This window comes from Fulvivirga sp., from assembly GCF_040218215.1.
Classification (GTDB): domain Bacteria; phylum Bacteroidota; class Bacteroidia; order Cytophagales; family Cyclobacteriaceae; genus Fulvivirga.
Genome location: NZ_JAVJQL010000017.1, coordinates 17,585 through 44,560, shown reverse-complemented (window position 1 = coordinate 44,560; position 26,976 = coordinate 17,585). Strand labels below are relative to the sequence as shown.

Annotated in this window: 28 protein-coding genes and 1 tRNA gene; 16 read left to right on the top strand and 13 right to left on the bottom strand. The window is 37.5% G+C overall.

Going from position 1 to position 26,976, the window contains the following annotated elements; genetic code table 11:
• Positions 1-159: 159 nt before the first annotated feature.
• Both RIB54_RS13055 and RIB54_RS13050 read right to left on the bottom strand, forming a co-directional pair.
• Positions 160-1,002: a GNAT family N-acetyltransferase gene (locus RIB54_RS13055; RefSeq protein ID WP_350101313.1), complete on the bottom strand. Its 843-nt coding sequence runs from the start codon at positions 1,000-1,002 to the stop codon at positions 160-162.
• 27 nt (positions 1,003-1,029) lie between these two features.
• Positions 1,030-2,424: a T9SS type A sorting domain-containing protein gene (locus RIB54_RS13050; RefSeq protein WP_350101312.1), complete on the bottom strand. Its 1,395-nt coding sequence runs from the start codon at positions 2,422-2,424 to the stop codon at positions 1,030-1,032.
• Positions 2,425-2,591: 167 nt separating this feature from the next.
• Here RIB54_RS13050 and RIB54_RS13045 point away from each other — a divergent pair, with 167 nt between their 5' ends.
• The 3 genes from RIB54_RS13045 (at position 2,592) to RIB54_RS13035 (ending at position 4,254) form a co-directional block, all read left to right on the top strand.
• The gene (locus RIB54_RS13045) at positions 2,592-3,167 is read left to right on the top strand and encodes a Crp/Fnr family transcriptional regulator (RefSeq protein WP_350101311.1); all 576 of its coding nucleotides are present in this window, start codon (positions 2,592-2,594) and stop codon (positions 3,165-3,167) included.
• A gap of 74 nt (positions 3,168-3,241) precedes the next feature.
• The gene (locus tag RIB54_RS13040) at positions 3,242-3,736 is read left to right on the top strand and encodes a cupin domain-containing protein (RefSeq protein WP_350101310.1); all 495 of its coding nucleotides are present in this window, start codon (positions 3,242-3,244) and stop codon (positions 3,734-3,736) included.
• 80 nt (positions 3,737-3,816) lie between these two features.
• Positions 3,817-4,254 carry a hypothetical protein gene (locus RIB54_RS13035; RefSeq protein WP_350101309.1) on the top strand — a complete coding sequence of 146 codons (438 nt, stop codon included), beginning with the start codon at positions 3,817-3,819 and terminating at the stop codon, positions 4,252-4,254.
• Between the two features lie 400 nt (positions 4,255-4,654).
• Here the strand turns inward: RIB54_RS13035 and RIB54_RS13030 are convergent.
• A tRNA-Glu gene (locus RIB54_RS13030) sits at positions 4,655-4,726 on the bottom strand.
• Positions 4,727-4,991: 265 nt separating this feature from the next.
• On the opposite strand from RIB54_RS13030, the gene gap reads away from it, so the two are divergent.
• Positions 4,992-5,984, top strand: coding sequence for a type I glyceraldehyde-3-phosphate dehydrogenase (gene gap / locus RIB54_RS13025; RefSeq protein ID WP_350101419.1), 993 nt, complete (start codon positions 4,992-4,994; stop codon positions 5,982-5,984).
• Between the two features lie 52 nt (positions 5,985-6,036).
• On the opposite strand, the gene RIB54_RS13020 is transcribed toward gap, so the two are convergent.
• On the bottom strand, positions 6,037-6,882 hold the full coding sequence (locus RIB54_RS13020; RefSeq protein ID WP_350101308.1) for a DMT family transporter: 846 nt from the start codon (positions 6,880-6,882) through the stop codon (positions 6,037-6,039).
• Between the two features lie 64 nt (positions 6,883-6,946).
• Here RIB54_RS13020 and RIB54_RS13015 point away from each other — a divergent pair, with 64 nt between their 5' ends.
• Genes RIB54_RS13015 through RIB54_RS13005 form a run of 3 tightly spaced genes read left to right on the top strand, consistent with a single transcriptional unit; the run spans position 6,947 to position 9,469 of the window.
• Entirely contained in the window at positions 6,947-7,726 is a 780-nt protein-coding gene (locus RIB54_RS13015) for a prolipoprotein diacylglyceryl transferase (RefSeq protein ID WP_350101307.1), read from the top strand.
• A gap of 24 nt (positions 7,727-7,750) precedes the next feature.
• On the top strand, positions 7,751-8,977 hold the full coding sequence (locus RIB54_RS13010) for a tetratricopeptide repeat protein (protein WP_350101306.1): 1,227 nt from the start codon (positions 7,751-7,753) through the stop codon (positions 8,975-8,977).
• A gap of 60 nt (positions 8,978-9,037) precedes the next feature.
• A complete protein-coding gene (locus tag RIB54_RS13005) occupies positions 9,038-9,469 on the top strand; it encodes a hypothetical protein (protein ID WP_350063220.1) in 432 nt (143 codons plus the stop codon).
• Here RIB54_RS13005 and RIB54_RS13000 read toward each other — a convergent pair whose 3' ends face one another.
• The gene (locus tag RIB54_RS13000; protein ID WP_350101305.1) at positions 9,470-9,661 is read right to left on the bottom strand and encodes a PspC domain-containing protein; all 192 of its coding nucleotides are present in this window, start codon (positions 9,659-9,661) and stop codon (positions 9,470-9,472) included. It lies immediately after the preceding gene.
• Positions 9,662-10,069: 408 nt separating this feature from the next.
• On the opposite strand from RIB54_RS13000, the gene RIB54_RS12995 reads away from it, so the two are divergent.
• Together RIB54_RS12995 and RIB54_RS12990 are read left to right on the top strand one after the other, a co-directional pair.
• On the top strand, positions 10,070-10,879 hold the full coding sequence (locus RIB54_RS12995) for an OmpA family protein (RefSeq protein ID WP_350101304.1): 810 nt from the start codon (positions 10,070-10,072) through the stop codon (positions 10,877-10,879).
• Between the two features lie 27 nt (positions 10,880-10,906).
• Positions 10,907-12,091, top strand: a complete 1,185-nt coding sequence (locus RIB54_RS12990) for an aspartate aminotransferase family protein (RefSeq protein WP_350101302.1) — start codon at positions 10,907-10,909, stop codon at positions 12,089-12,091.
• Positions 12,092-12,229: 138 nt separating this feature from the next.
• Here RIB54_RS12990 and arsC read toward each other — a convergent pair whose 3' ends face one another.
• From arsC to RIB54_RS12965, 5 genes are all read right to left on the bottom strand, one after another.
• Positions 12,230-12,577, bottom strand: coding sequence for an arsenate reductase (glutaredoxin) (arsC, locus tag RIB54_RS12985; RefSeq protein ID WP_350063216.1), 348 nt, complete (start codon positions 12,575-12,577; stop codon positions 12,230-12,232).
• A gap of 1 nt (position 12,578) precedes the next feature.
• Complete coding sequence (gene hslV, locus RIB54_RS12980; protein WP_350063223.1) at positions 12,579-13,118, bottom strand: ATP-dependent protease subunit HslV; 540 nt, start codon at positions 13,116-13,118, stop codon at positions 12,579-12,581.
• A gap of 66 nt (positions 13,119-13,184) precedes the next feature.
• On the bottom strand, positions 13,185-14,816 hold the full coding sequence (locus RIB54_RS12975; RefSeq protein WP_350101301.1) for a pyruvate dehydrogenase complex dihydrolipoamide acetyltransferase: 1,632 nt from the start codon (positions 14,814-14,816) through the stop codon (positions 13,185-13,187).
• 80 nt (positions 14,817-14,896) lie between these two features.
• Positions 14,897-17,869, bottom strand: coding sequence for a hypothetical protein (locus tag RIB54_RS12970; protein ID WP_350101300.1), 2,973 nt, complete (start codon positions 17,867-17,869; stop codon positions 14,897-14,899).
• Positions 17,870-17,957: 88 nt separating this feature from the next.
• A complete protein-coding gene (locus tag RIB54_RS12965) occupies positions 17,958-18,113 on the bottom strand; it encodes a zinc ribbon domain-containing protein (RefSeq protein WP_350063213.1) in 156 nt (51 codons plus the stop codon).
• 90 nt (positions 18,114-18,203) lie between these two features.
• Between RIB54_RS12965 and murB the strand changes: the two genes are divergently transcribed.
• Positions 18,204-19,223 carry a UDP-N-acetylmuramate dehydrogenase gene (gene murB / locus RIB54_RS12960; RefSeq protein WP_350063212.1) on the top strand — a complete coding sequence of 340 codons (1,020 nt, stop codon included), beginning with the start codon at positions 18,204-18,206 and terminating at the stop codon, positions 19,221-19,223.
• Positions 19,224-19,318: 95 nt separating this feature from the next.
• Positions 19,319-19,810: a hypothetical protein gene (locus RIB54_RS12955; protein WP_350101299.1), complete on the top strand. Its 492-nt coding sequence runs from the start codon at positions 19,319-19,321 to the stop codon at positions 19,808-19,810.
• An 8-nt stretch (positions 19,811-19,818) separates the two neighbouring features.
• On the opposite strand, the gene RIB54_RS12950 is transcribed toward RIB54_RS12955, so the two are convergent.
• The gene (locus tag RIB54_RS12950) at positions 19,819-20,301 is read right to left on the bottom strand and encodes a deoxycytidylate deaminase (RefSeq protein ID WP_350101298.1); all 483 of its coding nucleotides are present in this window, start codon (positions 20,299-20,301) and stop codon (positions 19,819-19,821) included.
• An 83-nt stretch (positions 20,302-20,384) separates the two neighbouring features.
• Between RIB54_RS12950 and RIB54_RS12945 the strand changes: the two genes are divergently transcribed.
• The 5 genes from RIB54_RS12945 to RIB54_RS12925 all read left to right on the top strand — a co-directional run bounded on the left by RIB54_RS12945 (position 20,385) and on the right by RIB54_RS12925 (position 24,950).
• Entirely contained in the window at positions 20,385-20,924 is a 540-nt protein-coding gene (locus tag RIB54_RS12945) for a DUF2911 domain-containing protein (protein WP_350063209.1), read from the top strand.
• A 24-nt stretch (positions 20,925-20,948) separates the two neighbouring features.
• The gene (locus RIB54_RS12940; RefSeq protein WP_350101297.1) at positions 20,949-21,266 is read left to right on the top strand and encodes an Mpo1-like protein; all 318 of its coding nucleotides are present in this window, start codon (positions 20,949-20,951) and stop codon (positions 21,264-21,266) included.
• Entirely contained in the window at positions 21,266-22,312 is a 1,047-nt protein-coding gene (locus RIB54_RS12935) for a helix-turn-helix domain-containing protein (RefSeq protein WP_350101296.1), read from the top strand. Before RIB54_RS12940 ends, RIB54_RS12935 begins: the two co-directional genes overlap by 1 nt.
• Positions 22,313-22,469: 157 nt before the next feature.
• Entirely contained in the window at positions 22,470-22,970 is a 501-nt protein-coding gene (locus tag RIB54_RS12930; protein WP_350101295.1) for a hypothetical protein, read from the top strand.
• An 81-nt stretch (positions 22,971-23,051) separates the two neighbouring features.
• Positions 23,052-24,950, top strand: coding sequence for an ABC-F family ATP-binding cassette domain-containing protein (locus tag RIB54_RS12925; RefSeq protein ID WP_350101418.1), 1,899 nt, complete (start codon positions 23,052-23,054; stop codon positions 24,948-24,950).
• 3 nt (positions 24,951-24,953) lie between these two features.
• On the opposite strand, the gene RIB54_RS12920 is transcribed toward RIB54_RS12925, so the two are convergent.
• Complete coding sequence (locus RIB54_RS12920) at positions 24,954-25,556, bottom strand: hypothetical protein (RefSeq protein WP_350101294.1); 603 nt, start codon at positions 25,554-25,556, stop codon at positions 24,954-24,956.
• The gene (locus RIB54_RS12915) at positions 25,549-26,877 is read right to left on the bottom strand and encodes an LVIVD repeat-containing protein (RefSeq protein ID WP_350101293.1); all 1,329 of its coding nucleotides are present in this window, start codon (positions 26,875-26,877) and stop codon (positions 25,549-25,551) included. The genes RIB54_RS12920 and RIB54_RS12915 overlap by 8 nt, the downstream gene beginning before the upstream one ends.
• Between the last annotated feature and the right edge of the window lie 99 nt (positions 26,878-26,976).

Here is a 26,976-nt window from a genome sequence, read left to right as displayed (position 1 = left end):
AAATCAAAACAAACATTTCTCATATTATATTTTAAAAATGTCCATTTTAAATCAAGTATATCTTTAGACAAATCTTCTTCCAGAGAAGTATTGTACTCTTCAAATCCTAATCCAGTAGTTGAAAAATTCTATAGAGTTGCGAATTAAAATTTCGTATTCCTATATAAAATCATACCATGAATCAAGCACTTTGACCATTTCATATTGCTTTAGACTTACACCCAACCCGCTTTGTAGTAATTTTTCTACCCTTAACCTATTCCCTTCATTAACATTGTTCAATCTCGCCTCATTAAAGTTTTCACCGAGTGCTTCAAGTACCCAATGCAAATTTTCGTCTTGCAAAGCCTCAATTTGCACTATATAGGAGTTTTTCGGATTAATGATGAAATAACCTATAACATGATGATCATTAGCAAGTACTATGTAATATTCGTAGCATTCTTCATTTTGTTTTATGGCAGAAAAGTTGTTTTCCCATGAATAGTTTAAGTCATCATGTTTACTAATAGCTATTAGGTTATCCAAAGTCGTCTGCTGAATATGACCCGAACAATCCCTTTTATTTATGTTTCCATGAAAGCATAAAAAGGAGTTCTTACATTCAAAACCAAGTCTTGTATACAGCTTTATGGCAGCATTATTTTCTTTTATGACTTCAAGTCTGCATTCCAAAACATTGAATTTTCTTAACAATGTCGCAGCTTCTTTATAAATGGCATCTATGATGCCTTGACCTCTATATTCTTCAATAACCCCCGTACATAAATTAAAAGCAGTGGGCTTTCCATGATAATTGTCAATACCATGAATTACCACCCCTACTAATCGGTGATTATCAAATGCACCGAAAGACAGGTTCCAATTAACCCTGGCACCTTTAAATCTTATATTCCAGTATTCTATATCAGTTGATATTGGCACAAAGTAATTTGCAAATGACTGTTGTATGCAATCTATAATTTCTGTCAACCTCGTTTTTTCCAAAGTCGAAATTCTCATGATTTTATTATTAAAGATTAGTATTGTTTAGCGAGCGATTAACAGCTTATGAAAATATCTTTTGCTTCCAATTTGAAGCACCAACAAATAGGCACCTTGATTAAGCTCAAAGTCAGATGTGTAAATAATATCTTCATTATTAATTTTTGTAACGACTTTCCTTTCTCCGCCAATAGAAATAATAGATAAGTCAGCCATTTCGAGGCCATCATAATGAATGGTAAAGTAATCAGTTACCGGATTTGGGAAGATTTCAAATTGTAAGTCTGGCGGAGTCTCAGGAAGGCCAACTGGCATACAAGTCATGGCATTAGAGTAATATACATATTTGTCTAATTGCTGAATAGCAAATACTTTTCCATTACTCAATTCAGCAAACGAAACATAGTTGAAGTAAAAGCTTCCATCATCAAAGTAAATAGGCTCTATGCTCTCACGATTAAATTCTTCATTACCGTGGGGCTTATAAAAAATACCCGACAAGTTAAATGACATTCCTAAGAGACTGGAATAAGTATCTCCGCATTTTGAAGTGAACATATTATAGGATTCCATATAAAACCATGGATACCCATAACCCACAATGTTTACATGATTCCATTCAACTCCTGCTTTGGCAAGCTCATAGGAACTTCTAAGGTTGACAGAGGTAGCAGCTCTTTCCAGCGCTCCTTGAAAGGACAAAAAGAGATTATCATGTTGATCAAAAGACAAATGAGTTATCCGGGCAATGTTGGAAGTTGCCTTGGAACCTCCCCAGTCAAATAGAATATCAGGTATGTTTTGCCAGGTCTCTCCTGCATCTTCCGAGTAAACGATTCGGCCATCAAGAGCTGATAACTCATTGTACCCTACTATTAAATGCCCTTTAGAATCTTTTATAACATGACTTATATACTGACTATCTGATACACCTGTTTTTACTAAACTCCAGGAATCACCATAGTCTGTCGATCTGTACAAACCGTTCCCTTCAAATCGTGCAACTCCATTCACAGTTATTACATTTCCTGTTCCGGCATAGATAACACCATCGTCTAAAATTAGAATATCAGTGATCGCCTCTGCTCCGACTACAATTTTACTCTTCCAATTTTCACCTCCATCAATAGACACAACTAACCGATTATCAACGCTCAACCCACACATTATTCCCTTATTAATTTTTAGTTGGTAAATCGGAACTAATGGAGAATTAAGTGGTTGCCAACTGGTTCCTTCATCGCTACTAACATATATGCCATTAGTGGTTCCAGCATATAAACTTTGCCCTGACGCTGCCAGACATAGCAACCTATCATTATCTAATATAGGCACGGCCGTAGTCTCGCCCCATAGCTCCGAGGTATTTTGAGCATTCCCTATTTTGATGATCAGTAGAAAGGAAACAAGTAAACAAAGCCTGGTAAGTAAAAATTTCAAAACTTTTAATTTGATTAAATGAGTTAGAAGATGACAATCTCTCTGCATATTTTTATTGAAAATGTCAGGTTTAAATGGATATAATGATTGAATATCTTCTTGCAAAATTAAATTTGTACTCAATTATCTTTCTTGATTCAAATCAAGAAATTAAAGAATCATCATAAATGAATCAGTTAATAAACAACCTTAAGTCAGTCTTCAAACCATCTGAAGCTGCTCTAGCCACCTTTTTAGAAACTGTGCATGTAAGAACAATAGATAAGCATCAATATTTTATATCGGAAGGGCAAACATGTAATGAGGTTGGACTGGTGGCAAGGGGAACATTTAAAATGTACTATAATGTAAATGAAAAGGAGGTCGTAAAAGGTTTTGCATTTGATAACGACTTTATTGGTTCTATTGCCAGTTTTCTATCAAAGACTCCTTGCAGGTTTAATATAATAGCATTAGAAAAGAGTGAGATAGCGACTATCGAGCATGACCAGCTAAATTGGCTAGTTCAAAAACATGGTGAGTGGGAGTACTTAAGAAAGGTAATCCTTGAAGATCAGTTAATAAAAATGGAAAATAGAGAACGGTCTCTTATAACAGATCCTCCGGAAATTAGATTTAGAAAATTAACAGAGGAACATCCTAAAATTTTCAAAAGAGTGCCTCTGCAGTACATCGCCAGCTATTTATCCATCACTCCAGAAACTCTCAGCAGGTACAGATCTCGTAACAGCACTATAGAATAAACCTTTCTTGATTCAAATCAAGTGTTAAGTTAACAGCGCTTCCGTGTTTTGCATAAACTAAAATAAATTTAATAATGACAAACACATTAAGCGAAAACAAATTGGGTGATAAAAATGAGCAGCTACTTGTTTTTACAAATGTAATTAAATTGATTGCTACACAAACATCATCGAATGGTCAGTATTCCATTTTTGAAGAAAGTGTACCACCATTGGGTGGGCCACCCCCACACAAACATATGGATGAAGAGGTTTTTTACATTCTGGAAGGCGAATTTGAATTTGTTTTAAATGATCTTGCAAGCCCATTTAAAGTGTTGCCCGGTAGCGTTATTCATGTGCCATCCAATGCCTTACATACGTTCAAAAATGTTGGTAACAAGATGGGTAAAATGATAGTAATTATAACACCCGGACAGTTAGAACAATACTTCAAAAAGGTAGGCACACCACTACAAGAGCTTACAAAAATGCCGAACCTAAATGTAGTGCCCGATATTACTAAGTTAGATGTTGCTGCGGCATTTAAATATGCACCTGATTATGGAGTTGAGTTTTTAATACCTTAAGAAATAAAAGAATAATTTATTTTTGACTAATTGATTTCAAGGTCAGCAAATCACATGTTGACCTTGAATATTATATTACCATGATAATTCTAGAAAAAATCATTAATAAAAACAATGAGGTTTATGCGCAACTTAGCTATGAGCCATTAAAGAATTATCTATTAATGAAATGGGTGGGTAAATGTAGTGATGAAGAAATTAAATCAGCTTCTCTGCTCATGTTAGACTGGCAAGTTAAATTTGGCTGGCGAAAAAAGTGTCACTTTCATGTGCATAACACCAAAGAACTAGAGGTAGCATGGATAAACCTTATAGACTGGATCAATAATGAACTGTTTAGTGAGGCCTATAACTTTGGATTAAGGTATAATGTAAGTATTCTTTCGCCAGATTTATTTTCCAAACTATCCTCTTTTGAACTGCATAAAAGTGGAAATAAGAAAGTTCCAACAGTATTATTTGATTCCATTTCATCTGCCGAGAAATGGATACGAACTAAAAATATTGAGTTGAGATAACTTAATTTGCTCTTCATGCGAGTTGTTAGGATCGCATTTTATGGGCTAATAAAAGGAATATCCTTTTATTGAACGGTATTTATTCTTGCACTTCGTAACTGTTAGACTCTAATTTTTAAGTTTAATAGTCCATTCATGCCTAATTCATATAACCTATTTAGAACCCTTCTTTAGAGGTTAAAAAATTAATGACCCTATTGCCAATAATATAATCAGAAAAAAATGCCTGTCAGAAAACTCAAAGGAAGGCTCAATTGCATTCAGAAATTCCTTTGCCCTAGATTTTGAAAACCGAAGGTATAGCAATGAAACCAAAGTAAATAGATAAACAGCAGGATTCAGTCAGATATTTCAAACAAAAAAAAACGCTGTAACTCATTGAATTACAGCGTTTTATTAGTAGCCCGTAGGGGAATCGAACCCCTGTTACCAGGATGAAAACCTGGCGTCCTAACCCCTAGACGAACGGGCCTTTTGTTTAAGGTGGTGCAAATATATTACCGTGAATTAATAATGCAAAATCTTGGGTTAAAATTTTTTACTTTTTTTTTTATCATCAGAAAAATCCTCAATTATTTCAATATCCAATTTGTCCAAATAAGCCGTTTCATTCGATTGAGGAAATCAGCCCTTTTCCGATCTTCAAATATATCGGCTAATAGACATTTTATTAATTGGTTTTAGTATTTGGGTATTGTATTTTTGAGCCCTAATCGAAAAAATAACTAATAACCCCAATAAAAATGACTAAAGTAGCGATTAACGGTTTCGGTAGAATCGGTAGATTGGCCTTCAAATCATTGCTGGCTAAAGACAATGTTGAAGTTGTTGCTATCAATGACCTTACAGACACTACCACTCTTGCACACTTATTAAAGTATGATTCTATTCATGGCAGGTTTGATGGTACTGTAGAAGTAACTGCAGACGGATTTAAAGTAAATGGAAAGGCAATAAAAGTAACTGCTGAGCGCGACCCGGCTAACTTACCTTGGGCTCAACTTGGTGTTGATATTGTTTTAGAGTCTACTGGCTTTTTTGTGGACAAAGAGGGTGCTTCTAAACATATAACTGCCGGAGCTAAGAAAGTGGTTATCTCTGCACCAGCTAAAGGCGATATTCCTACTGTGGTTTTAGGCGTTAATTATGATATCCTAACTGGTAGCGAGACTATCATGTCTAATGCATCTTGTACTACAAACTGCCTTGCCCCTGTGGCCAAGGTGTTGAACGACAAATTTGGCATTGATAAGGGTTTCATTACTACAATCCACGCTTATACTTCTGATCAAAATCTTCAGGATGCGCCTCACAAGGATTTGAGAAGAGCCAGGGCTGCTGCTATCAATATTGTACCTACTACTACCGGTGCTGCAAAGGCTGTTGGTCTTGTGCTACCTGATCTTAAAGGTAAACTTGATGGTAACGCTGTACGCGTACCTACTCCAACTGGTTCTTTAACTGACTTGGTTTGTATCTTGAAAAAAGAAACTACAATCGAAGAAATCAATGCTGCAATGAAAGCTGCTGCTGAAGGCCCTATGAAAGGAATTTTGAAATATACTGAAGATCCAATTGTGTCTTCTGATATTGTAGGAGACCCACATTCTTCTATTTTTGATTCTCAAATGACTTCAGTTAATGGAAACCTAGTAAAAGTTGTTTCCTGGTATGACAACGAGGCTGGATACTCTAACAGGGTGGCTGACCTTATTTCCAAGATTGCCTAATTGAATAATCAATATTTTGAAAAGCCATCCGCCAGCTAGCGGATGGCTTTTTTTATACTCTGGAGATACGGTTTTTATACCACACATTGGCAAACACACCAATTAGCATAATGGCCATTCCTACATAAGACATAACATTGAAAAGCTCATCGAACAGTACAAAACCAAAACCAAGAGCGTAAATAATACCTATGTATTGTAGGCTGGACACTTTAGAAAGCTCCTCTACTTGATAAGCCTTAGTCATAAAGTATTGCGCCAATTGCGTAAGCACACCTACTATTAGTAATATCCCCCACTCAACTGGAGTAGGCACTACCCAATTGAAATAAGACCATATGCCTGCAAAAGGTATGGTGACCAGAGGAAAGTAAAAAACAATAACCAGAGGGTGTTCAGTCAGTTTGAGTTTTCTGATGACATTATATGCCAGTCCAGAGAACAATGCCGATATAATACCTACTAAAAATAACCAGGGAGTTATTCTCGGATCAAAGCCTTTTACTAGTACCACTCCTGTAAATGCCAGTAAAAAGAAGAACCACTGTAAAGGCTTTACCTTTTCCCTGACTATAAAAATACCCAATATAGTAGCGAAAATAGGCGCCAAAAATTGAATGGTAACTGCACTAGCAAGAGGCATGGCTTGCAAGGTATAAAAATACAATATCAACCCCACTGAACCGAATGCCCCTCTTAGCAGAAGCAACTTCTTATTATTACCCCATAAATTAACACGCTGTCCTTTCAGAAATGCCGCACTAAGTACTAAAGAAACAACAGACCTAAATAAGACAACCTGAACAGCCGGTATATTTGGAATCATTTTGACAAATACATTCATTAATGCAAATAAGAATGTTGCCAAAATCATGTATTTTAAGCCCTTTGAAATCATTCCGCAAATAACCTTAATTTGGTATTAAAAGAGGCTCAAATTGCAAACCAATTAGAAATTATAGATGAACCCGGTAATATTTAAAATAGGCGATGTTTTTACGATTTATTCGTACGGGTTTTTTATTGTAATAGGTGCCATATGCGGGGTTACTTATGTCTGGTGGCAATCCAAAAAGCAATTCAATACCAATTTTGATCAAATCAACTCATTATTTCTTCTATTATTGGTAGCGGCCATAGTTGGAGGTAAACTGTTCCTCTTTTTTGAAAAACCTGGATATTATGCCAATAACCTAAGTGCCTTATTAACCGGCAGAGGGTTCGTTTTCTATGGATCATTGCTTTTTTGCATTCCCGCTATGTTGTGGTTTTTCAAAAAGCATAAGCTGCCACTCTACCCTATGCTGGATATAATGGCCATTACAACTTGTATTGTTCACTTCTTTGGGAGAATAGGTTGCTTTATGGCTGGCTGTTGTCATGGTGTAGAGTGGCACGGACCGCTTTCTGTTGTATTTACTGATGAAGCCTGCCTTGCTCCATTGAACACCCCACTGCATCCTACTCAACTTTATAGTTCAGGCATGATATTGCTGATATTGTTGATACTTCTGATAATTAAAAAATATCAAAAGTTTGAAGGCCAGCTTTTCCTCTCCTATCTTATTCTTTATGCTATTGGCAGATCAATAATAGAAGAGTTTAGAGGCGATTTAAGTCGCGGTTTTGTAATTGATGGTTATTTATCCAACTCACAGTTTATATCATTAATAATTGTTAGTGTTACCCTATACTTCTATCTAAGGCTGATTAAAAAAGGTAAAGTCATCAATAAAAAATAAAGTGATTGTTTAGTAACTTAATGTATGCTTGATTTTTATCAGATTTTAGGCATTCCAAGATCAGCTGACCCTGGCACTATTAAAGCGGCCTATAAAAAGCTTGCGTTAAAATACCATCCTGATCGTAATTCTGGTGATAAATGGGCAGAAGAACAGTTTAAACAGGTTAATGAGGCCTATCAAACTTTAATAGACCCTCAAAAAAAGAATAGGTACGACTTCCTTCTCAACTATTCATATCAAACTAAACACGTTTACACTACCCCAAAACCGCCTCCAAGACAGCCCCCAAAAGAAACCAATGTTTATAACAGGTATGGGCGATATGATTGGCGTAACGCTCCAAGATACAAGACTGCCCCTGTTTATAAAGTTGATAAAAATTATTTTAAAAATCAGGTATTAGCTTTTGCTGTAGTTATAGCTTTTGCGGCCATAGCTGTAAGTTTTGCAAAAATCAATCAATATTTGGATGAGAAGGAGGCTGCAAGAATTGAGCAATACAATAATCAAAAAGTAGCTGAAGCACAGACCTTGTACAACAAAGGTCAATATAGGGAATCATTGGAGATGATTATCAAACTCGAAAGTGACAATCCTATCGAGCACAAGTTCTATGAGGCCAAAGATCAGATGCTAAGCAATCTGAATATTATGGCGGTAAATCAATTTAATGAAGCAGATTACTCAAAGGCTGTTAGCAAGCTAGAAGTGCTTAGGGACTTTCAGCACCCTATGAGGTTAAAAACATGGCAGTTGATGGCTGAGTGTTACATGAAGCTTGAGGAATATAGAAAAGCAGCCCATGCTTATGATTATATTTTAATAAGGGATGCAGGCAACCTCCAATTAATGTTAAAAATTGCAGAGCTCTATCAATACAAGTTAAACAATATAGAAAAAGCAATTGACTACTACACTGAGGCCAGATACACCTTTAAAAAATACCAGAGCGATGCCTATGGTGACGCTTTCGAATTTATCATTGACCCTAAAGAGGTGCCTGAGTCATACTTTGAAATGTTCAAAATAAGGGCTGAACTTATGTTTAAACAGTCCAATTATGAGGAAGTAATCAAAGATTGTAACTGGGCCATCTTTTTACGACCTGAAAGATCGGAAATGTATTTCCTCAGAGGAAGGGCCAAATATAACCTTGGCCAAAAAGACAGGGCATGCCTCGACCTCAAACGTGCATTAGATAGAGGTTTGTCTATGAATAGTGTAAAAAATCAGATTATTTGTGACTAATTATCAATTTATTTTGTTAATTGATAGTATGTCTTGGTTAAGCTTTTACTGCTTTCACTTATGAATCTAAACGCACAAGAATTACAATCCATAAAAGATAGTTTTTTCAATATTCTGGCCTTATTTCTAAGTCAGGATAAAATTGAAAGTAAGTACGTGGCTTGCCTCATGAAGTGGAGTGCCCAACTTAATTTGAGTCAGGAAGATCTTCATAAAATTGAAGGTGAATTTGATAGGTTGGAATTTCATGACGCAGAAAGCAAAGTTGAAAAAATGGAGGCTATATATCATCTGGTGCATATGATATACATGGACAATATTGTAGAAGACATTGAGTTGGAAGTGGCCGCAGTCTATGCACAAAGATTGGGTTTTGAAGCGGGCGTAGTTGGTGAACTTTTTAAAGCCATAGCCACCGCTCCTTTTGACGGCAATGCAACCAATGCTGTAAGAACAAATGTTAAGGAGTTTCTAAAATTGCATAATTTATAATTACTCAGCAGGCATGGCTACCCACAGGATAAGGTAGACCAAAGCTCCTGGGAACGCTACGCTAAGAATTGAAAGCAGAACATACAAAAGCCTGACCCTTCCGGCATCCCATCCTAAATAATCAGCTATTCCTGCACATACACCCCCAAGTACTGCATTGCTCTTAGATCTTTTTAATCCTTTTGTTGCCATAGTTTCAAGTTTTGCTAACCGAATATAAAAAATCGAGGCTTAAATTCTACAACCCTGCTACAAAAAAACTGATTCATTAATCTGTTTTGATATCGTTACTGATATTAAAAGTTTAATTATCAGCAGTTTAATCAAATTATTTTTAACCAAAACGTGTTAAATTGATGTAAGAAATAAATCACTTTTTTATAAACTTAAAGTCTATAAATCATTGATTAACAGGCGCATAGAAAATAATATCAGGTAAAAATAGAATAAGTACAATTTTTTATTCATTTATACTTATTCAATACAAGTAACTGACTATCTGATAAATAGATAATTAATGTAGGATTAAGGCTAACATTAATTTGACATACTTCATTAGAAAAGTGATATTGCAGATTGTTAGAAACCAACATAATTAAAATGTACTACAGAAGGTTTGCGTTACATGCGATCATTTTTTTGCTTGTGACTTTTTTTGCGAGCTCATGCGCCTCAGGTCAGAGGAAGACAAAAAGTGCGCATCAAAGAAATAACAGGGCTTACTATAAGAAGCGATATGCCAGCTCCACGAAACCGGCAAACACCCAATGTTTTCAGCTTTTTAAAAAGAAAACCAACTACAAAAACAGGAAAGTTATAGCTTCGAAGAATAAAGGTTGGGAATCAAGACCAATGGCAGAAGTTGACTATAATGAAACCCCTTCAAAACCAGCACCCAAACCAAAACCTCAACCTGTGGCCAGCACAGATACCAAACCAGATATAGATAAAATGGATTTGGATGAAAAGCATAATGTGGAAGATGAAGTATTAAAAAAGAATAACCTGCCTGCCCCTACTTCTGCCAAACATGAGCAAATAAGAAAAGAAGTAGAAAAAAAACTAGAGAATTTTGAAAATGAAAAACCAATTAAATTAGAACCTCTATACTTTGTCACTGGTCAGGATGAATTTGCCTTTGTAGATATGGATCCATTTCTTGTGGCGGTTGAATATGCGCTGCAAGGAAAAATAATTTTGATAGAAGGACATACAGATCATGTAGGGGATTTTAAGGCCAATGTTGCCTTGTCTATAAAAAGAGTGGAAAGGATTCGTGAGCTTATGATTCAAATGGGCGTTCATGATGACCATATTTCAGTAGTTGGTTACGGAGAAGAACATTCAGAAGAAGCACAAGCCTCGGACAAGAAACAAAACGAAAGAAGAGTTGATTTTACAGTATTCTAATTTGCAGCATTGGATTAGATTTGCTTAATGAATTTCAGCCATAAAACTTTTCTAGATAAATTAGCTCAGACAACTTCCTCCCCATTTCTGCTGGATATTGAATCAGCAGAAGGCATCTACTTACATACACCTGATGGAAAAAAGTATATGGACTTGATTTCAGGGGTTGGTGTTAGTGCTATTGGCCATAGACACCCTTATGTAATTAATGCCCTTAAAGAACAGCTGGACAAACACATGCATGTAATGGTGTATGGCGAGTTTGTGCAGTCAAGCCCAAATATGCTTGCAGAGACCTTGACAAGCCTGCTACCTGAGCAGCTTAACTGCTGTTACTTTGTAAATAGTGGTACAGAAGCCAATGAAGGCGCTTTAAAGCTTGCAAAGCGTTTCACAGGCCGTTCAGAGATTATAGCCTTTAGAGGTGCTTATCACGGCAGTACGCATGGCTCGTTAAGTGTTTCTGGAAATGAATATAAAAAATTTGCCTTTAGGCCTCTTTTACCTGATGTTAGGTTCATCAATTTCAACAAAATTGATGAACTGGATGCAATTACTGATCAGACAGCCGGTGTAATAGTGGAACCCATTCAGGGTGATGCCGGTGTAAGAATACCTGACCAAGCCTATATGCAAGCCTTAAGAGATAAGTGCACAGCAACGGGTGCTATTCTGATCTTTGACGAAATACAATCAGGAATGGGTAGAACAGGTAAGCTGTTTGCCTTTGAACATTTCAATGTTGTACCTGATATACTAACCACCGCAAAGGCCCTTGGAGGTGGACTACCCATAGGCGCGTTTATATCGAGCCATGATATGATGCAGGCATTAACACATGATCCCATGCTAGGCCATATCACGACTTTTGGAGGCAACCCAGTTTGCTGTGCCGCAGCGAATGCAACCTTAGAGGTGATTGAAAATGAAAGACTTTTGGAAAGTGTAGAATCGAAAGGTCAACGCTTTGAAGAGTTGTTACGACACCCGAGAATAAAAGAAATCAGAAGGATAGGTTTGTTTTTCGCCATTGAATTTGAGACCGCTGATGAAGTAAGTAAAATCGTTAGTAGCTGTCTTGAAAAAGGTATAATCACTTTTTGGTTTCTCTCCTGCCCTAATAGCTTCAGAATTGCACCTCCTTTGAACATTACCGATGCAGAAATTATAAAAAGTTGTAATGTTATAAGAGCAGCTATTGATTCACTTTGATGCTTGATTAACCCTACTTTGTAATGTTTCATCAGATTGCCCAAGAATGTCAGATTGAGCCTGTCGAAATCTCATTATAAACATGCTTCAACAAGCTCAGCAAGACACCAGGGCTTAACTTGATAAAGTATGATTAACCTAAATAAGCATTAAAACATTCTCCGGAGGTCTGCCAATAACAGCTTTATCTCCTTTGATAACTATTGGCCTTTCAATTAATATCGGATGCTCAACCATGGCCTTGATCCAATCATCATCAGTTAGCTGTTTTCCCTTATAATTCTCCTTATAAACTGCCTCTCCTTTCCTGACCAATTCCTCTGGTTTGATTCCCAGCTTTTTCATAACTGCCCTGAGTTCAACTTCGGTTGGAGGTGTTTTTAAATACTCAATAACCTCCACTTCAAGGTTTTTGTCATTGAGAATGGCTAGTGTATCCCTGCTTTTTCCACACCTGGGATTGTGAAATATACTGAGGTCGCTCATGCTATTTTATTTTTTCAATGATCAGGTTATGATTGGTATAAATACAGATATCAGCGGCTATATTTAAGCTTTCCCTAACTATATCTTCAGCAGAAAGATGTGTAGCATGCTTTTTTAACGCCAATGCTGCGGACTGAGCGTACATAGAACCTGAGCCTATGGCAGCAACCTGATTGTCAGGTTCTAAGACATCACCTGTTCCTGAAACCACAAGTAACTCATCTTTATCAGCCGTAATCAGCATGGCTTCCAGCTTTCTTAAATACCTGTCCGTTCGCCAATCCTTGGCCAGCTCTATAGCAGCCCGTTTCATGCTACCGCTATAGGCTTTTAGTTTCTCATCAAATCTTTCTAAAAGAGTAAATGCATCTGCGGTAGAGCCTGCAAAACCAGTTACAATCTTGCCATCAAGCAGTTTCCTAATCTTCTTCACATTGCTCTTAGCCACATAGTTACCCATTGTAGCCTGTCCGTCAGCACCTATTGCCACTTCTCCATTATGTATCACAGCCAATACTGTGGTAGATCTTATCTTTGTCATTTGTATTTCCTTATTAAAAACAAAAGCACGACTTGTGGTCGTGCTGTCGTTCATCAGTTTCTATTCTTATACTAATATTCTCACCGGATTCTCTAACAACCCTTTCAAGGTTTGTAAGAATGCCGCTCCTAAAGCTCCATCTACGACCCTATGGTCACAAGATAGTGTAACCTTCATTGTATTACCCGGCACTACCTGGCCGTTTTTAACAACAGGGGTTTCTTTGATACCACCTACTGCTAAAATGCATGAATCTGGTGGGTTGACAATCGCAGTAAATTCTTCAATACCAAACATTCCAAGGTTCGAGATGGTAAATGTATTTCCTTCCCAATCGCTCGGTTGAAGTTGTTTTTTTGTAGCCTTACCAGCTAAGTCCTTTACCTCAGTAGAAATGTGCGATAAGGACTTGCTGTCAGCAAACCTGATAACAGGAACCAAAAGGCCTTCATCAACTGCTACCGCCACACCTATATGTATGTGCTTGTTGTATCTTATTTTATCTCCTAACCATGAAGAATTGATTTTTGGATGCTGTCTTAGTGCAGCGGCCACAGCTTTAATAACAATATCATTAAAGCTGATCTTAACAGGGGCAAACTCGTTCATGGACTTTCTTGCTTCAATAGCATTATCCATGTTAATCTCCATTGTTAAGTAGAAGTGAGGAGCTGTAAACTTACTTTCAGCTAAACGCTTAGCAATTGTCTTTCTCATTTGAGAAACTGCCACTTCTTCGTAAGATTCTTCTCCTACCACAGATGGCAATACAACAGGTGCCTGACCTCCAGATTCTGAAGCAGTTGCAGGTGCTGCTGACGGCTTATACTCTTCTACATCGCGTTTTACTATTCTACCAAAATCCCCGCTTCCTTTTATCTGGCTTATGTCATACCCCATCTCATCAGCCATTTTCTTAGCCAGAGGAGATGCTTTTATTCTTCCGTTATCAGTAGCAGATGATTGGCCATTTGTTTGAGGCTTAGCTGCCTCAGGTGCGGGAGTTGATCCTGATTCAGGTGCGGGTGTTTCTTTTGAAGCTGCAGCATCGGCACTTGGCTTCGCCTTTTGAGCTTTCAATAAAGTCTCGTAATCCGCTCCCTTTTCTCCGATGATAGCAATTACGCCATCTACCTCCACTGAACTACCGGCTTCAACTCCAATGTACAGTAATGTACCATCCTCATAGGCTTCAAGTTCCATAGTAGCTTTGTCAGTCTCAACTTCAGCCAAAATATCTCCCGCAGAAACTTTATCACCTACCTTCTTCAACCATGAAGCAATTGTACCTTCAGTCATGGTATCACTCATTTTAGGCATGGTGATTACCTGTGCGTTTATATCAGAAGTGTCTATTGCCTCAGCTACTGGCGCGGCAGAAGCTGCGCTTGCCGATGCCTCAGCTTCCTTTTTAGCAGGGGCACTATCTCCACCTTTCAATAGTTCACTTATATCTTCGCCCTTTTCTCCCAAGATGGCAATAATACCATCAACAGGCACTGACTCTTTTTCTTTTACACCAATATGAAGTAATACTCCGTCTTCATAAGACTCCAATTCCATAGTAGCCTTATCAGTCTCTACCTCTGCTAATATATCCCCAGACTTTATTTCATCTCCAACTTTCACCAACCATGAAGCGATCACACCTTCTTCCATGGTATCACTCATCTTGGGCATTCTTATAACTTCGGCCATAATCTTTAGTTCTTAATTAAGCGTTCAAAAATAGGTGTTAAAAGACTTTATTCAAATAAAAATAAAGTCATAATTGTAAATTAAAAGCTGACATCAATAACAACAAACTCGAGGTTAGTTTCATTCGTTGTTGTTAAATAACTATATCTTATTCCAGTAGATATCATGGTAGGAAATCTCAACACATTAAAGTCGACCAAAACTTCCACACCAATTGATTGATAATCTTCAGTATTGCTATTAAAATACACTAATGGGTCATTCTCCTGATACTCAACAAAATAGTTCTTCCCTATACCTCGTCCAAAATCCATGAACGCATTAGCCCTGATTCTCTGAATATTTAAAAAAGGACCTAGTGCTATATCAGGATAGATTAAAGGAAAGGTATAGTTGGCTGAGAATGACGCAAACTCATCATGCAGAGGATAGCTGTACCCTCTGGGTTTATTGATCCTATTCCTAAAGTAATAAAGGTTAGATGACAAATCACCCAATCTATTTTGATAACCGTACCTAAAATTAAGAACGTGATGTTTAAAGACATTCGTGCTTATTAATTGCAACGGTGATGGGAAGTATGCTGCCATTCTTAGAGCAAATAGACTTCCTTCAAAATCACTATTGTACGCAGATTTATAAGACTCTAATGCCACTGATTGACCCCATTGGCTAAGTATGTCTCTGCTGTTTCTTTTAAAAAAATTATTAAAAGTTAAACCAAGCTTGTTATAAAACAACTTGCCATTGCTTTGGATATCCCTAAAGAAAAAAGCCAAAGTATCACTAATCGGAGCCAGACGGCTTGAACCTAAAACACTATTCTCAAAATCATAAACATCAGTATAACCCACTCCTGCTGAAAAATTTAATTGCCTGTTATATTTAGACCTTGTTAAGAGTAATGGAACGGTTAACTCTCCAAGAGCTCCTTCTTCTTTCCAATCAAAAATTAACTCTTCTCCATTTATAACGCCTTCGTTTGAAGTCCTGTTGCCTTTCTGAATTTCCAGATCAAAAATAGGATACAGACCCTGGTAGCTAAATTTAGCGGATGCATAACCTGTCTCCTCCTCCACATCATAAGCATATCCTACAGACATTTTAGTTGTACTAAGTACATCCTGTGAATAAATGCCCGCCTGTATATTGTTTACATCGGTTGAGGCAAAAGGTCCCCAGCTGTGAATGTTGACAGCATGTCCCAGTTTGCTATAGTTCTTTGTCTCGTATTGCTTATCGGGTACTCCACTTAATAAATCTGCATGCCCCTCCTGCTCTACGATCTCTTCATAGTATCTAACATTTCTATCCACTACGTTTTCTAATGGAGTCCAGCTACCTGGTGCCAATTCGGCCTTGACTATGTCTAAACCGTTTGGCGTATGCTCATTATAAACTAATGTCTTATCATCTAACAGGTTGGGGTTATATGCACCAAACTTACTTTTCGTTATTTGAAACCTGTTTTTAGTAGTAAGCTCCAAAGCATAAATGTTATCTATTCCATTGAATGGGGAATTATAAAACAGGTACTGGTCAGTAAGAACGGGATAGCCAATATTCTCATTGCTTTCTTCAATCAGTGTTGTCTGAGCACTTGTTTCAACATTAATACTTATTACTGACTTACCGGTCTCTGTAATTTTAATCATTACTACTGATTCACCATCTGCACTATAGCTTGGCATACCATATTGAGCATCGGTATCGTTGCTGAGCTTCTTGATGACATTGCCAGAAATAGCATCCAGAATTACAATGTTATTCTTATTCTCAAGATCATTCTCTATCGTCACAAGCCTGTACCCATCAGGTGAAATGCCTGCACCAGAGTAGCGTGTCTTCTTTGTTATTCGCTTAAGATCGCCAGTAGCAAAATCATAAGACTTAATAACAGAATACGATTTGGCCCTCCATCTAGGGTCAAACTCATATTCATTCCAGTAAACCTTGTATTGGGTTGACGTCAGCATGCCTGTGTTATTATTGACACCTGTAACTACCCTGTCAATTTGATTACCCTCAGAATCATACCTTACCAGCTGGCCAACATCTCCTAATCCCGTTTTGTAAATTACAATGGATCCATCTTCCAGAGTCTGGGGAAAAGCATATTCTGTAAATACATCATTCCCTCTCTTATTAATTGTTTCATAGGATGATGGCTGTAAATCAGCAATTTGTTCACTCCAAGTATTTTCCAGGTCATCCATCATCATGTTAAAGTTCTCTACCAAATAGATTCCTGTATGCTTTTTCATGGCATTGGAGAATGTAAATGGAATAATGGGGGTGTTAAAGGCACTCTTAGCAATATCATTCCATATCTCAGGATTTTTAGTGCGTTTTCTCAAATGGGCAGTAAAGTAATAACCGAGCTTATAATGATCAGGAATGTAATCTTTAAAGGACTGTAAATGCTGTTTATTGTAATTGAATCGCTTTCCGGAAAGCAAGTTGGTTCTGAAAACCCTGTCAAAAGATGGAATTCTGCCGCGGCCACTGCTTGTCACTGCCGTTTCCATCAAAGTAGCATCACCTTCCCAAAACCATCTGGGTGCAGCAGCAAAGGCCATCCCTGCCTGCGTATTTTCACCAAACAATATCGAAAAGGCCTTATTTAATCCTGTCTTGCTTCTTTGAAACTGGACTATATGCCTGTATTCATGAACAGCCAGCAAACTCAACCATTTGTTGGTACCAGCAAAATTATAATCTTGTGGTGGCATGGTATAAAATTCCGATCTTCTTGGCCCAAGTGTTACGAAGCCATTAGAAACTGCATTATTGCGTTGAAGAATAATCGAAATCCTCTTCGGATTCTTCTTGCCCATTGTGTTGGTTTCAGGCTCTCTTATGTGTTCAAGGGTATTGGCCACCTCATTGGCTGATTGTTCAAAACCTTCAGGGAAGATTATCTTGAAGCCTGGTGTTTTAATCTGCTTCCATTTAGTTGAAGTGGGGTTATTGCTCAAAACTTCTTGAGCGAATACGCATTGATTAATGGCTGCAAAAAAAGCGAACAGCAGCAAACATTTTAATTTTGTCATATTTTCAATCGCAAACCTCTAAAATAGATTATAAATGAGAGTGTAGGCTATATTCTATCAAAAAATAATGGATGTAAATCACTTAATTTTAAAAAACAAGAAACCAAAGAATCACCAAAATCAGCAAAACTGCTACGACACGTTGAGAGGTGTTGAATGTAGCGAATTCATATCCGCAGATGGGACACTCCTTTGCTTTGTTATCAATTTCCATGGCGCAGGACGGGCACTCCTTCTTTTTCATTTTATTTTATTAGTTTCAGAATCGGTAATAATGTACTAATTCCAATCTCATTTTCCCATTTTTAATGGTTAATTTGTTTATTTCGCAAGCGTGATCATACAAAAAGAAGTATCCCTCAAACCATTCAATACCTTCGGACTGGATTCGAATGCAGCTCTGTTCATGGAGGTTAACTCAATAGCTGAACTGCAATCGGTAATTACTTCAGATGCATTTAAAAATAATGAAGTGCTGATACTTGGTGGTGGAAGCAACATTTTATTAACCCGTGATTTTAGCGGATTGGTTATTAGAAACCAGATTACTGGAATTGATATTGTCAGCGAAGATGAGGATCATGTTTTTGTAAAAGTTGGTGGCGGAGAGATTTGGCATCAGTTTGTGCTTCATGCTATTGATAACAATTGGGGAGGTATCGAAAATTTGTCACTTATCCCTGGTACAGTTGGTGCCGCCCCAATGCAGAATATAGGTGCCTATGGCATTGAGATAAAAGAGGTCTTTGAATCACTAACTGCTTTAGACCTTAAAACTGGTGAAACGCGACTGTTCAATAAAGAGGAATGCCAATTTGGATATAGGGAAAGCATATTCAAGCTAGAAGCGAAAGGACAATACTTTATAGCTGATGTTACTTTTAAGCTGACTAAATCAAATCATAAAATCAATACATCCTATGGCGCAATACAAGATGTTTTGAGGGAAAGAAGCATTTCATACCCTGCTATAAAAGATGTAAGTGATGCGGTGATCAGCATAAGGCAAAGTAAGCTTCCCGACCCAAAAGAAATAGGAAATTCTGGCAGTTTCTTTAAAAACCCCACTATCGATAAAATCGACTATGAGGGGTTAAAAATTGAGTTTCCGAATATACCCGGATATATAGTTTCCGAAAATGAAATTAAAGTACCTGCCGGATGGCTCATTGAACAATGCGGTTGGAAAGGGTTAAAAAGAGGCGGGATTGGCGTACACAAAAACCAAGCACTCGTTCTTGTAAATTACGGAGGTGGCAAAGGCAGTGATATTGCGGCCTTGTCAAAAGAAATTCAGGAGTCGGTAATTGATAAGTTTGGTATTGAACTGACACCAGAAGTGAATTTTATCTGACCATAATGAACATAAAATTATTGATCGTCTTACCTCTGTTAATAAGCACCCTCATAACTTTTTGCAATAGCGCCAATTCTAAATCTCGTGATAGTTTGGAAGAAAAATTTCAATTTGGTGATAGCATTAGCATAAAGATTTCCGCCATCAATTTGAGTGAGGATTTAAGCGTAATTTCAACAAAAAATGATGAACTGTTAATTCTAATATATGAATTGAAAGATACAGCAGCACTTAGTGAACCTGTACTTCAGAAACAATTCAATGTAGATAAATCAAATCCTTCAAGGCTAATTTATTGGAATAATTTTAATCAATCAGCTGTTAAAAAATACCTTTTGGTGTTAGTTGAAAGGGATTCTGATGTTTCAACTGAACAAATCGAGCCGGTCTTAAGGGTTCATCACAAAGAGATTAACGATGCATTTCGACAGAAAAATTATTCTGAGATCGAAAAATACCTTGGAGATGAGGATGTTTTAGGTTTTTATGAGTTTTCAGCAAAAGAACTATCTAATAATTCTTTCATAAAATTTAAAGGCACTTATAAAATGGATAGGTATGAATACATTATCCAGTTTGAATAAAGTTTGATTTAAATCATATGAGTAACATTCTGTAGCTGCCCTGAATAACGCTCAACCTCCACCCCGAACTTTGTTAGGAAATCCAGTCCTTCATCGCTGCCTATCCCTTTATATTCAGCATAGGAGTTGAGATAGATGACCTTAGTGACACCCATGGTGAAAATTATTCTACTGCAAGCCAGGCAAGGAGATAGTGTAACATATAAAGTGGCACCTACCACTTCGGTCTTATTTTTAACGGCATATAACAATGCATTTTGCTCGGCATGAATAGCTAGTGAACAACCTCCTTTCGAGTCCCTGGGACAGCCTTTTTCTGGCCACTGTTCATCACAATTATGTGTGCCTGCCGGTGGACCATTATAACCAATGGAGATAATTCTTGTTTCTTTAGTAAGAACAGCACCTACATGCCGTTTAATACAATGAGATTTTTTAGCGAGGTTTACCGCTAGTTCCATGTAAATGTCATCAAATTTGGGTCTCTCCATTACATCATTGTTTATACGGTATAATATTTGGTAGAATGTTGACTAACTTTAAAATCGAAATCAAACAAAACTAAATCAAAGCTATGAATTCCAGACTTTTTATCTTAACAACTCTCTTACTATTGGTTTTTGGTGCTTCTAAAGCTCAGGAGGCAGTGACACCCCGCCCAAGCCCTACCGCTATTGTAACCATGAAATACGAGGATACTTATGTTAAAATAACCTACTGCCAGCCCCACAAAAAAGGAAGAAATATATTTGGTGAGTTAGTGCCTTACGGACAGGTTTGGAGAACAGGCGCCAATGAAGCTACCGAAATTACTTTGACAGGTGACCTTGAGGTGAAAGATCAGCTATTGCCAGCCGGTACTTATACCATTTTCACAATTCCTAATATTGACAGATGGACAATTATCTTCAACAAACAACTGGGACAGTGGGGTGCATATAACTATTCAGAAAATGCAGACGTAATAAGAGTGGAAGTGCCTACTCAAAAAATTGAAAAAGTAGTATATGAACCATTCACCATTGCTTTTGAGCAAAAGAATGAAAATGCCGCGTTGAAAATGATGTGGGAGAAAACTGAGGTATCAATACCTGTGACTTTCATTACTGATTAAAAGACATTTTTCTTAAATTGTAGAATGGAAAAGAAATACCAATCATTAAAAGAATTTTATCCATTCTACCTTACAGAGCATAGTAATCCGACCAGTCGTGTGTTACATTTTATTGGCACGGGACTGGTTTTTGTAATTCTATTCATAGCTATTATTCAGCAGCAGTGGTTGTTGCTTGCAGCCATACCTTTTGTGGGTTATGGCTTTGCCTGGGTTGGTCATTTCTTCTTTGAAAAAAACAAACCAGCCACATTTCACTATCCTGGCTATAGCCTTGCATCAGATTTTATTTTGTTCTTTCACTTGCTTACAGGCAAGCAAAAATTTAATCCCAACAATTAGTGCAATTAGCCGGAATCAATATATGGATGCTCATTTTCTGGCTGGCTGCGGGACAAGGATTGTTCTTATCTGCTGTCATCTTTTCAAGAAAATCTAAGATCAGCAGCTTGCTGGCAGGTGTGGTGCTGTCGTTTTCATTGATGTTAATCTTTTACATTACTTTCTGGACGGGCCTGCATGAATCGCTGCCCCGAATCATAAGCATCGCAGGAGCCTTTACTTTTATCTTTCCGCCACTATTGTGGTTTTATATTAAATCAGGTAAAGGCAGCTTATACTTTAAACCTATTCACTTTCTCCCATTTCTACTGTATTGCATCTACTTTGCCATTGCCCCATCTCTGAGTCACGAAGAAAGAATGACTGCAGGAATGGTCGTGGCTATAGTTCAGAATATTCACTTGATTATCTATTCATTACTCATCTACAAAACGGCCATTAAGGAAGCGAGTGCATCAAAAGAGGCCGTGTGGAAAAAGAATATCGCCTGGTCATTTATTGGCTACACACTATGTTTTAATCTATACTATTTACTGGTGTGGACAGGAGCATTGAAAATTGAGTATGACTACTTCATTTCATTGGCTTCGTCATTTTTTATTTATTACGTTGGATACTATAGTCATAAGAATCCATCAACCCTAAAATCTTTGGAGCGACTCAAATATGAAAAAACTCAAATAGGTTCAGCTGCTTCTCAATCAATATTTGAAAGTATAAAAAAGCATATGGAATTAGAAAAGCCATTCTTAAATAGTGAATTAAAACTGAACTTGTTAGCAGAACAACTTTCACTATCTGTTAATCAGGTTTCTCAGGTGATCAATGATATTACTGGACAAAACTTTTCAGACTTTATCAATCAATATCGCATAGAAGAAGCCAAACGTATCATTACTAATGACAACCAAAACCTAAAGCTTATTGAAGTGGCCTATGACTCTGGGTTTAATAATAAGACTTCTTTCAATAACGCTTTCAAGAAATTCACCAGTTACTCGCCCTCTGAGTTTCAGCAGATGAGTAGAAATAAACTCATTGCCTGAGTTTTTGGTAAAATATTATAAGTTTTTCCCTCCTGTAGTTCCTTTTGAATGATCTTCATTCAAAAAAACTATGAAATGAGCATTTATGAGAAGTATTATCCAATAACAAAGCTCCTTTATGCGAATTCCATGTGGCCAATTAAATCCATATAAACACATGAAAACAATTTTTACAATTTTATTAATCGCTTCCGCTCTAAGCGCCAACGCTCAAGATAATGATATAACCAAAGCATTTGACTTCTGGGTAGGTGAATGGGATGCCAAATGGGGAGAAGGAGAAACAGCCGGAAGTGGCACAAACACCATTACAAAAAAGCTGGATGATAAAGTCATCAATGAGGATTTTAGGGTTCTGGAAGGCCAGAATGCAGGATACCTTGGCAATAGTGTATCCGTTTACAATCCCAGAACAAAACAGTGGCACCAGGCATGGGTAGATAATCAAGGTGGTTTTATCAACCTTGTTGGCGAAATAGATGGGGACAAGAAGATATTTAAAACGCTTCCCGTGGAAAAGGATGGTAAAATAGCCATCCAAAGAATGGTTTTTTACGACATTACACCAGACAGTTTCACCTGGAACTGGGAAGGCACTCAGGATGGTGGAAAAACATGGAATCTCCTCTGGCAGATTAATTACACCCGTAAAAAATAAACTCAAAATAAAGATGAGGCCCAGATTATATAATTTGAGCCTTCATTGGCTTTTGGCCAAAGGCAGAGTACCTTTGCGGCCATGATTTCTATCAACAACATTTCTTATTTCATAGGTGGTCGTGCGCTTTATGAAAATGCATCCCTGCACATTAAGCCCAAAGACAAAATAGGCCTTATCGGACTCAATGGAAAAGGAAAATCTACGCTGCTAAAACTAATACATGGTGACTACAAGCTCGATGCTGGCGATATTAGCATGAGCAAAGATTGCTCCATTGGTTTCTTAAATCAGGACCTGCTCTCCTATCAGTCTGAAGACAGCATTTTAAATGTGGCCATGATGGCTTTCGAAGAGGCCGTAGATGCACATAAAAAGATAGAAGCCATTCTTAAAAAGCTCGAAACGGATTATTCTGATGATCTTGTAGAAAAACTAACCAAACAGCAGGAAAAGTTTGAAAGGCTTGAGGGTTATTCCATGCAGGCCAAGGCCGAAGAGATTCTTGAGGGAATTGGTTTTAATACATCAGATTTAGAAAGGCCTTTAAAGGAGTTTTCAGGTGGATGGCGCATGCGTGTGATGCTCGCTAAGCTTTTATTGGAAAAGCCATCGTTACTCATGCTCGATGAGCCTACTAACCACCTCGATTTACCTTCCATAGAGTGGATAGAAAACTACCTGAGAACTTATGAGGGATCTGTGATAGTTGTATCTCACGATAGACACTTCCTAAACAATACTGTTTCTAAAATTGTGGAAGTGGCCAACTCTCAACTCACGTCTTATGAGGGTAATTATGATTTCTACCTTGAAGAGAAAGAAATGAGAAGTGAGATTCAGAAAAATGCCTTTGAAAATCAGCAGTCAAAAATAAAGCAGACCGAGAAATTTATAGAGCGTTTTAGAGCTAAAGCGACAAAAGCCCGCCAGGTACAATCAAGGGTAAAATCCCTTGAGCGTATGGATGTCATTGAAGATGTGGTTGATGACTCTGCTGTAGTAAACTTCAAATTCAATTTTAAACAGCAATCTGGCCGCCATGTTATCAGACTGGATAATGTAAGCAAGGCTTATGGAGATTTGCAAATCCTTAAAAACTCGGTTGGCCATATTGAGCGTGGCGACAAGATTGCGTTAATAGGTGCCAACGGAAAAGGTAAATCCACCCTGTTAAGGATTATTGCCGGCACAGAAAATATCTCTGGTAAAAGAGAGCAAGGCCATAATGTAATTACAGGCTTCTATGCTCAGCACCAGCTAGAATCGCTGGGAATAGAGAATGAAATATTGGAAGAGCTTAAACAAGCGGGAACCTCAAAAACTGAATTGGAATTAAGACAAGTACTAGGTTGTTTCTTATTTACTAATGATGATGTCTTTAAAAAGATCAAGGTGTTATCAGGAGGTGAAAAATCAAGGGTAGCTTTGGCTAAAACCCTGATCTCGGAGTGTAATTTCCTTTTACTCGATGAGCCAACCAACCACTTGGATTTCCTATCAGAGAACATTTTGATTCAGGCGTTGCAACAATATCAAGGTACTTTTATTACTGTTTCTCACAACAGACACTTTGTGACTCAAGTGGCCAATAAAATCTGGTACATTGAGAACCATCAAATAAAAGAATACCCTGGCACATATGATGAGTACCTCTACTGGAAAAGTCAAAATGAAGTTCAGGATATTGCGCCAGCTCCTAAAATGGAGAAAAAGGAAAAGCCTAAAAGAGAGCGCAACGATCAGGAAGAGAAGCAATTGATCAATGCCAAAAAGGAGCTTGAAAAAGTAGAACAAAAAATTGAAGCCACTGAAAAGGGGCTAAAAGATTGTGAAAATGAGATGTCTAAGCCGGATGTATTTGGCAACCCTGACAAGCTGCTAACCATTAACACAAAGTACAACGATTTAAAATCAACATTGGAAACGTTGAATAAAGATTGGGAAGATAAAGCTGAAGCGATTGATGAAATGGAATAGGTGTTAGAAACTAATACCTATTTTAAATTCCACACGCTGCATTTTCCAATCTGTTTTTCTTCGGCTATCCGGGTATGGTGCGAAGTATGAAGATAATGCATCAAAATAATAGTAGTAATTCTGATCACTAACTGTCTTCAATAACTGATTTTTATACCCAAGACTTAGTGAGAGACTGGCGGCTTCAAACTTCCACTGATATCCTAACCCACCAGCGTAAGCATAGCCACCATTGACCTCTTTATACCTTTCACTTCGGTCATTCATGTAAGTCTTTCCACCTCTTAGGTACAAAAATGGATGGTTATCCCTATCAACGAGTTTTGTTCTTACTTGCAGAAAAAAAGGCACTGCATTAAAAACCATGTAGCGCTCATAGCCAATACCCAAGCCTACAGATATTTCCGGCTGCACAGCATAAGAAAAGACATAGCTTGATGTGAGATCAGACAGCAACCCACTCTCTTCATTCTCATAGTTCATCCAACCAGCCTCAATCTGATGGATAAACCTTTTGGGTTTGGTTTCGATCTCAACAGAATCCGATTGACCAAAAGAAGCCAGAGCAAAAAGATTAGCGAGAAAAACAAATAAGAGCTTACTCATTGCTGATATTGATATGGCTTAGAAACTTAATATTTGAAAGATCAGAATAATCATATTGGTACAACCCATCCTCACCAATCATCATGGCTACATTATTAAATGGTATAATATCAAATGCCTGAATCGACTGATAGTGTGCTAACAGATTGTCTGTTATTTTAGAATTATCAGAGGCATCATAGACCTTAAGTCCATCAGTACCATCGCAGATAAAAAGAGCATCCCCATCTTTACCCAAACCATGCGGATTGAACATCTCATAAGTGTAAAGTAATTGCGGACTGGTTAAATCAGAAATATCGATTACTTCAAGCTGATTTGTAAATCCTTGACACTCTGTGCCAGATCTTAAGGTAACATAGGCTATGTTTTCATCAACGATAACCGGATCACAACTTTGCACATGCTCATAGGTAGAGATCAATTGTGGAGACAAAGGATCTGAAATATCCATGATATGCATACCGCTTGTTGTTCCTATAAACAGATTCTCACCATTAGGGAAAATTGTTTCTACTCCCCAGTTCAACTGCACTTGATTCCCAGATGTCATGGTGGTAGTATTGGTCACATCAACTGTTCTGAGGTTATAGCTATCTACTGCATACAGAAAGTTGTCTACCAATGCGAAGCGAGCCATCGAGCCACCCATACCAGGATTAGAAGGAGATACAGCTTGAGAGGCTCTAAAACTGGCGTCATTAGTCAAAGCAATTCCTTCTGCATAAAGCACTCCCCAATCATATTGTGGCTCTACACAAGACGATTCTGTAACTGTTACTTCTTCTCTCAATTGCCAATCAGTTACCACACCATATTCAGCACTTGCATAGTACCCATAAGAGTTGTATTCTTCAAACAAACCTTCGATTCTCCCAAGCTCAGTTACCGCTGTCGGATTACTAATATCGATGGCCACCAAATCCATATAACTGTCAGAAAAAAGTATATTTCCTCTTACCGCCAAATCAAAAGCTCCCGGGATATTTATAAAAGCAAAATTAATAGGGTTGGCTGGGTCTCTGTTATCAATAATATGAACACCTTCATTAGGTTCATTGATAAAAAGATATCCATTGTTAAAATAGATTTTACCAACTTGCTTTAACTCCACCGGAGGCAGCAACTCTACCGAACTCCTTATCTCTTCCATCGATGTATACACAGGTTCATAATAGAAGTATGTGTTCTCAACATCGCATTCATTTGTACAAGACGGTAGCACAAAAGCTACTAGTGTCAGTAAAGAAAAATAAGCCAAGAGCTGTAAGCCAATTATTAGTTTTTCCCTTCTGGACATTTCCATTTTTATCGGTTTCATATGCTTAAATTTTAATTGGTGTGTGGCTTATAGACACACATTAAAATGAAATGGTTGGAAAGTGAGGAAATTGTTCTTTAAGACAATCTGTCAGTAAAA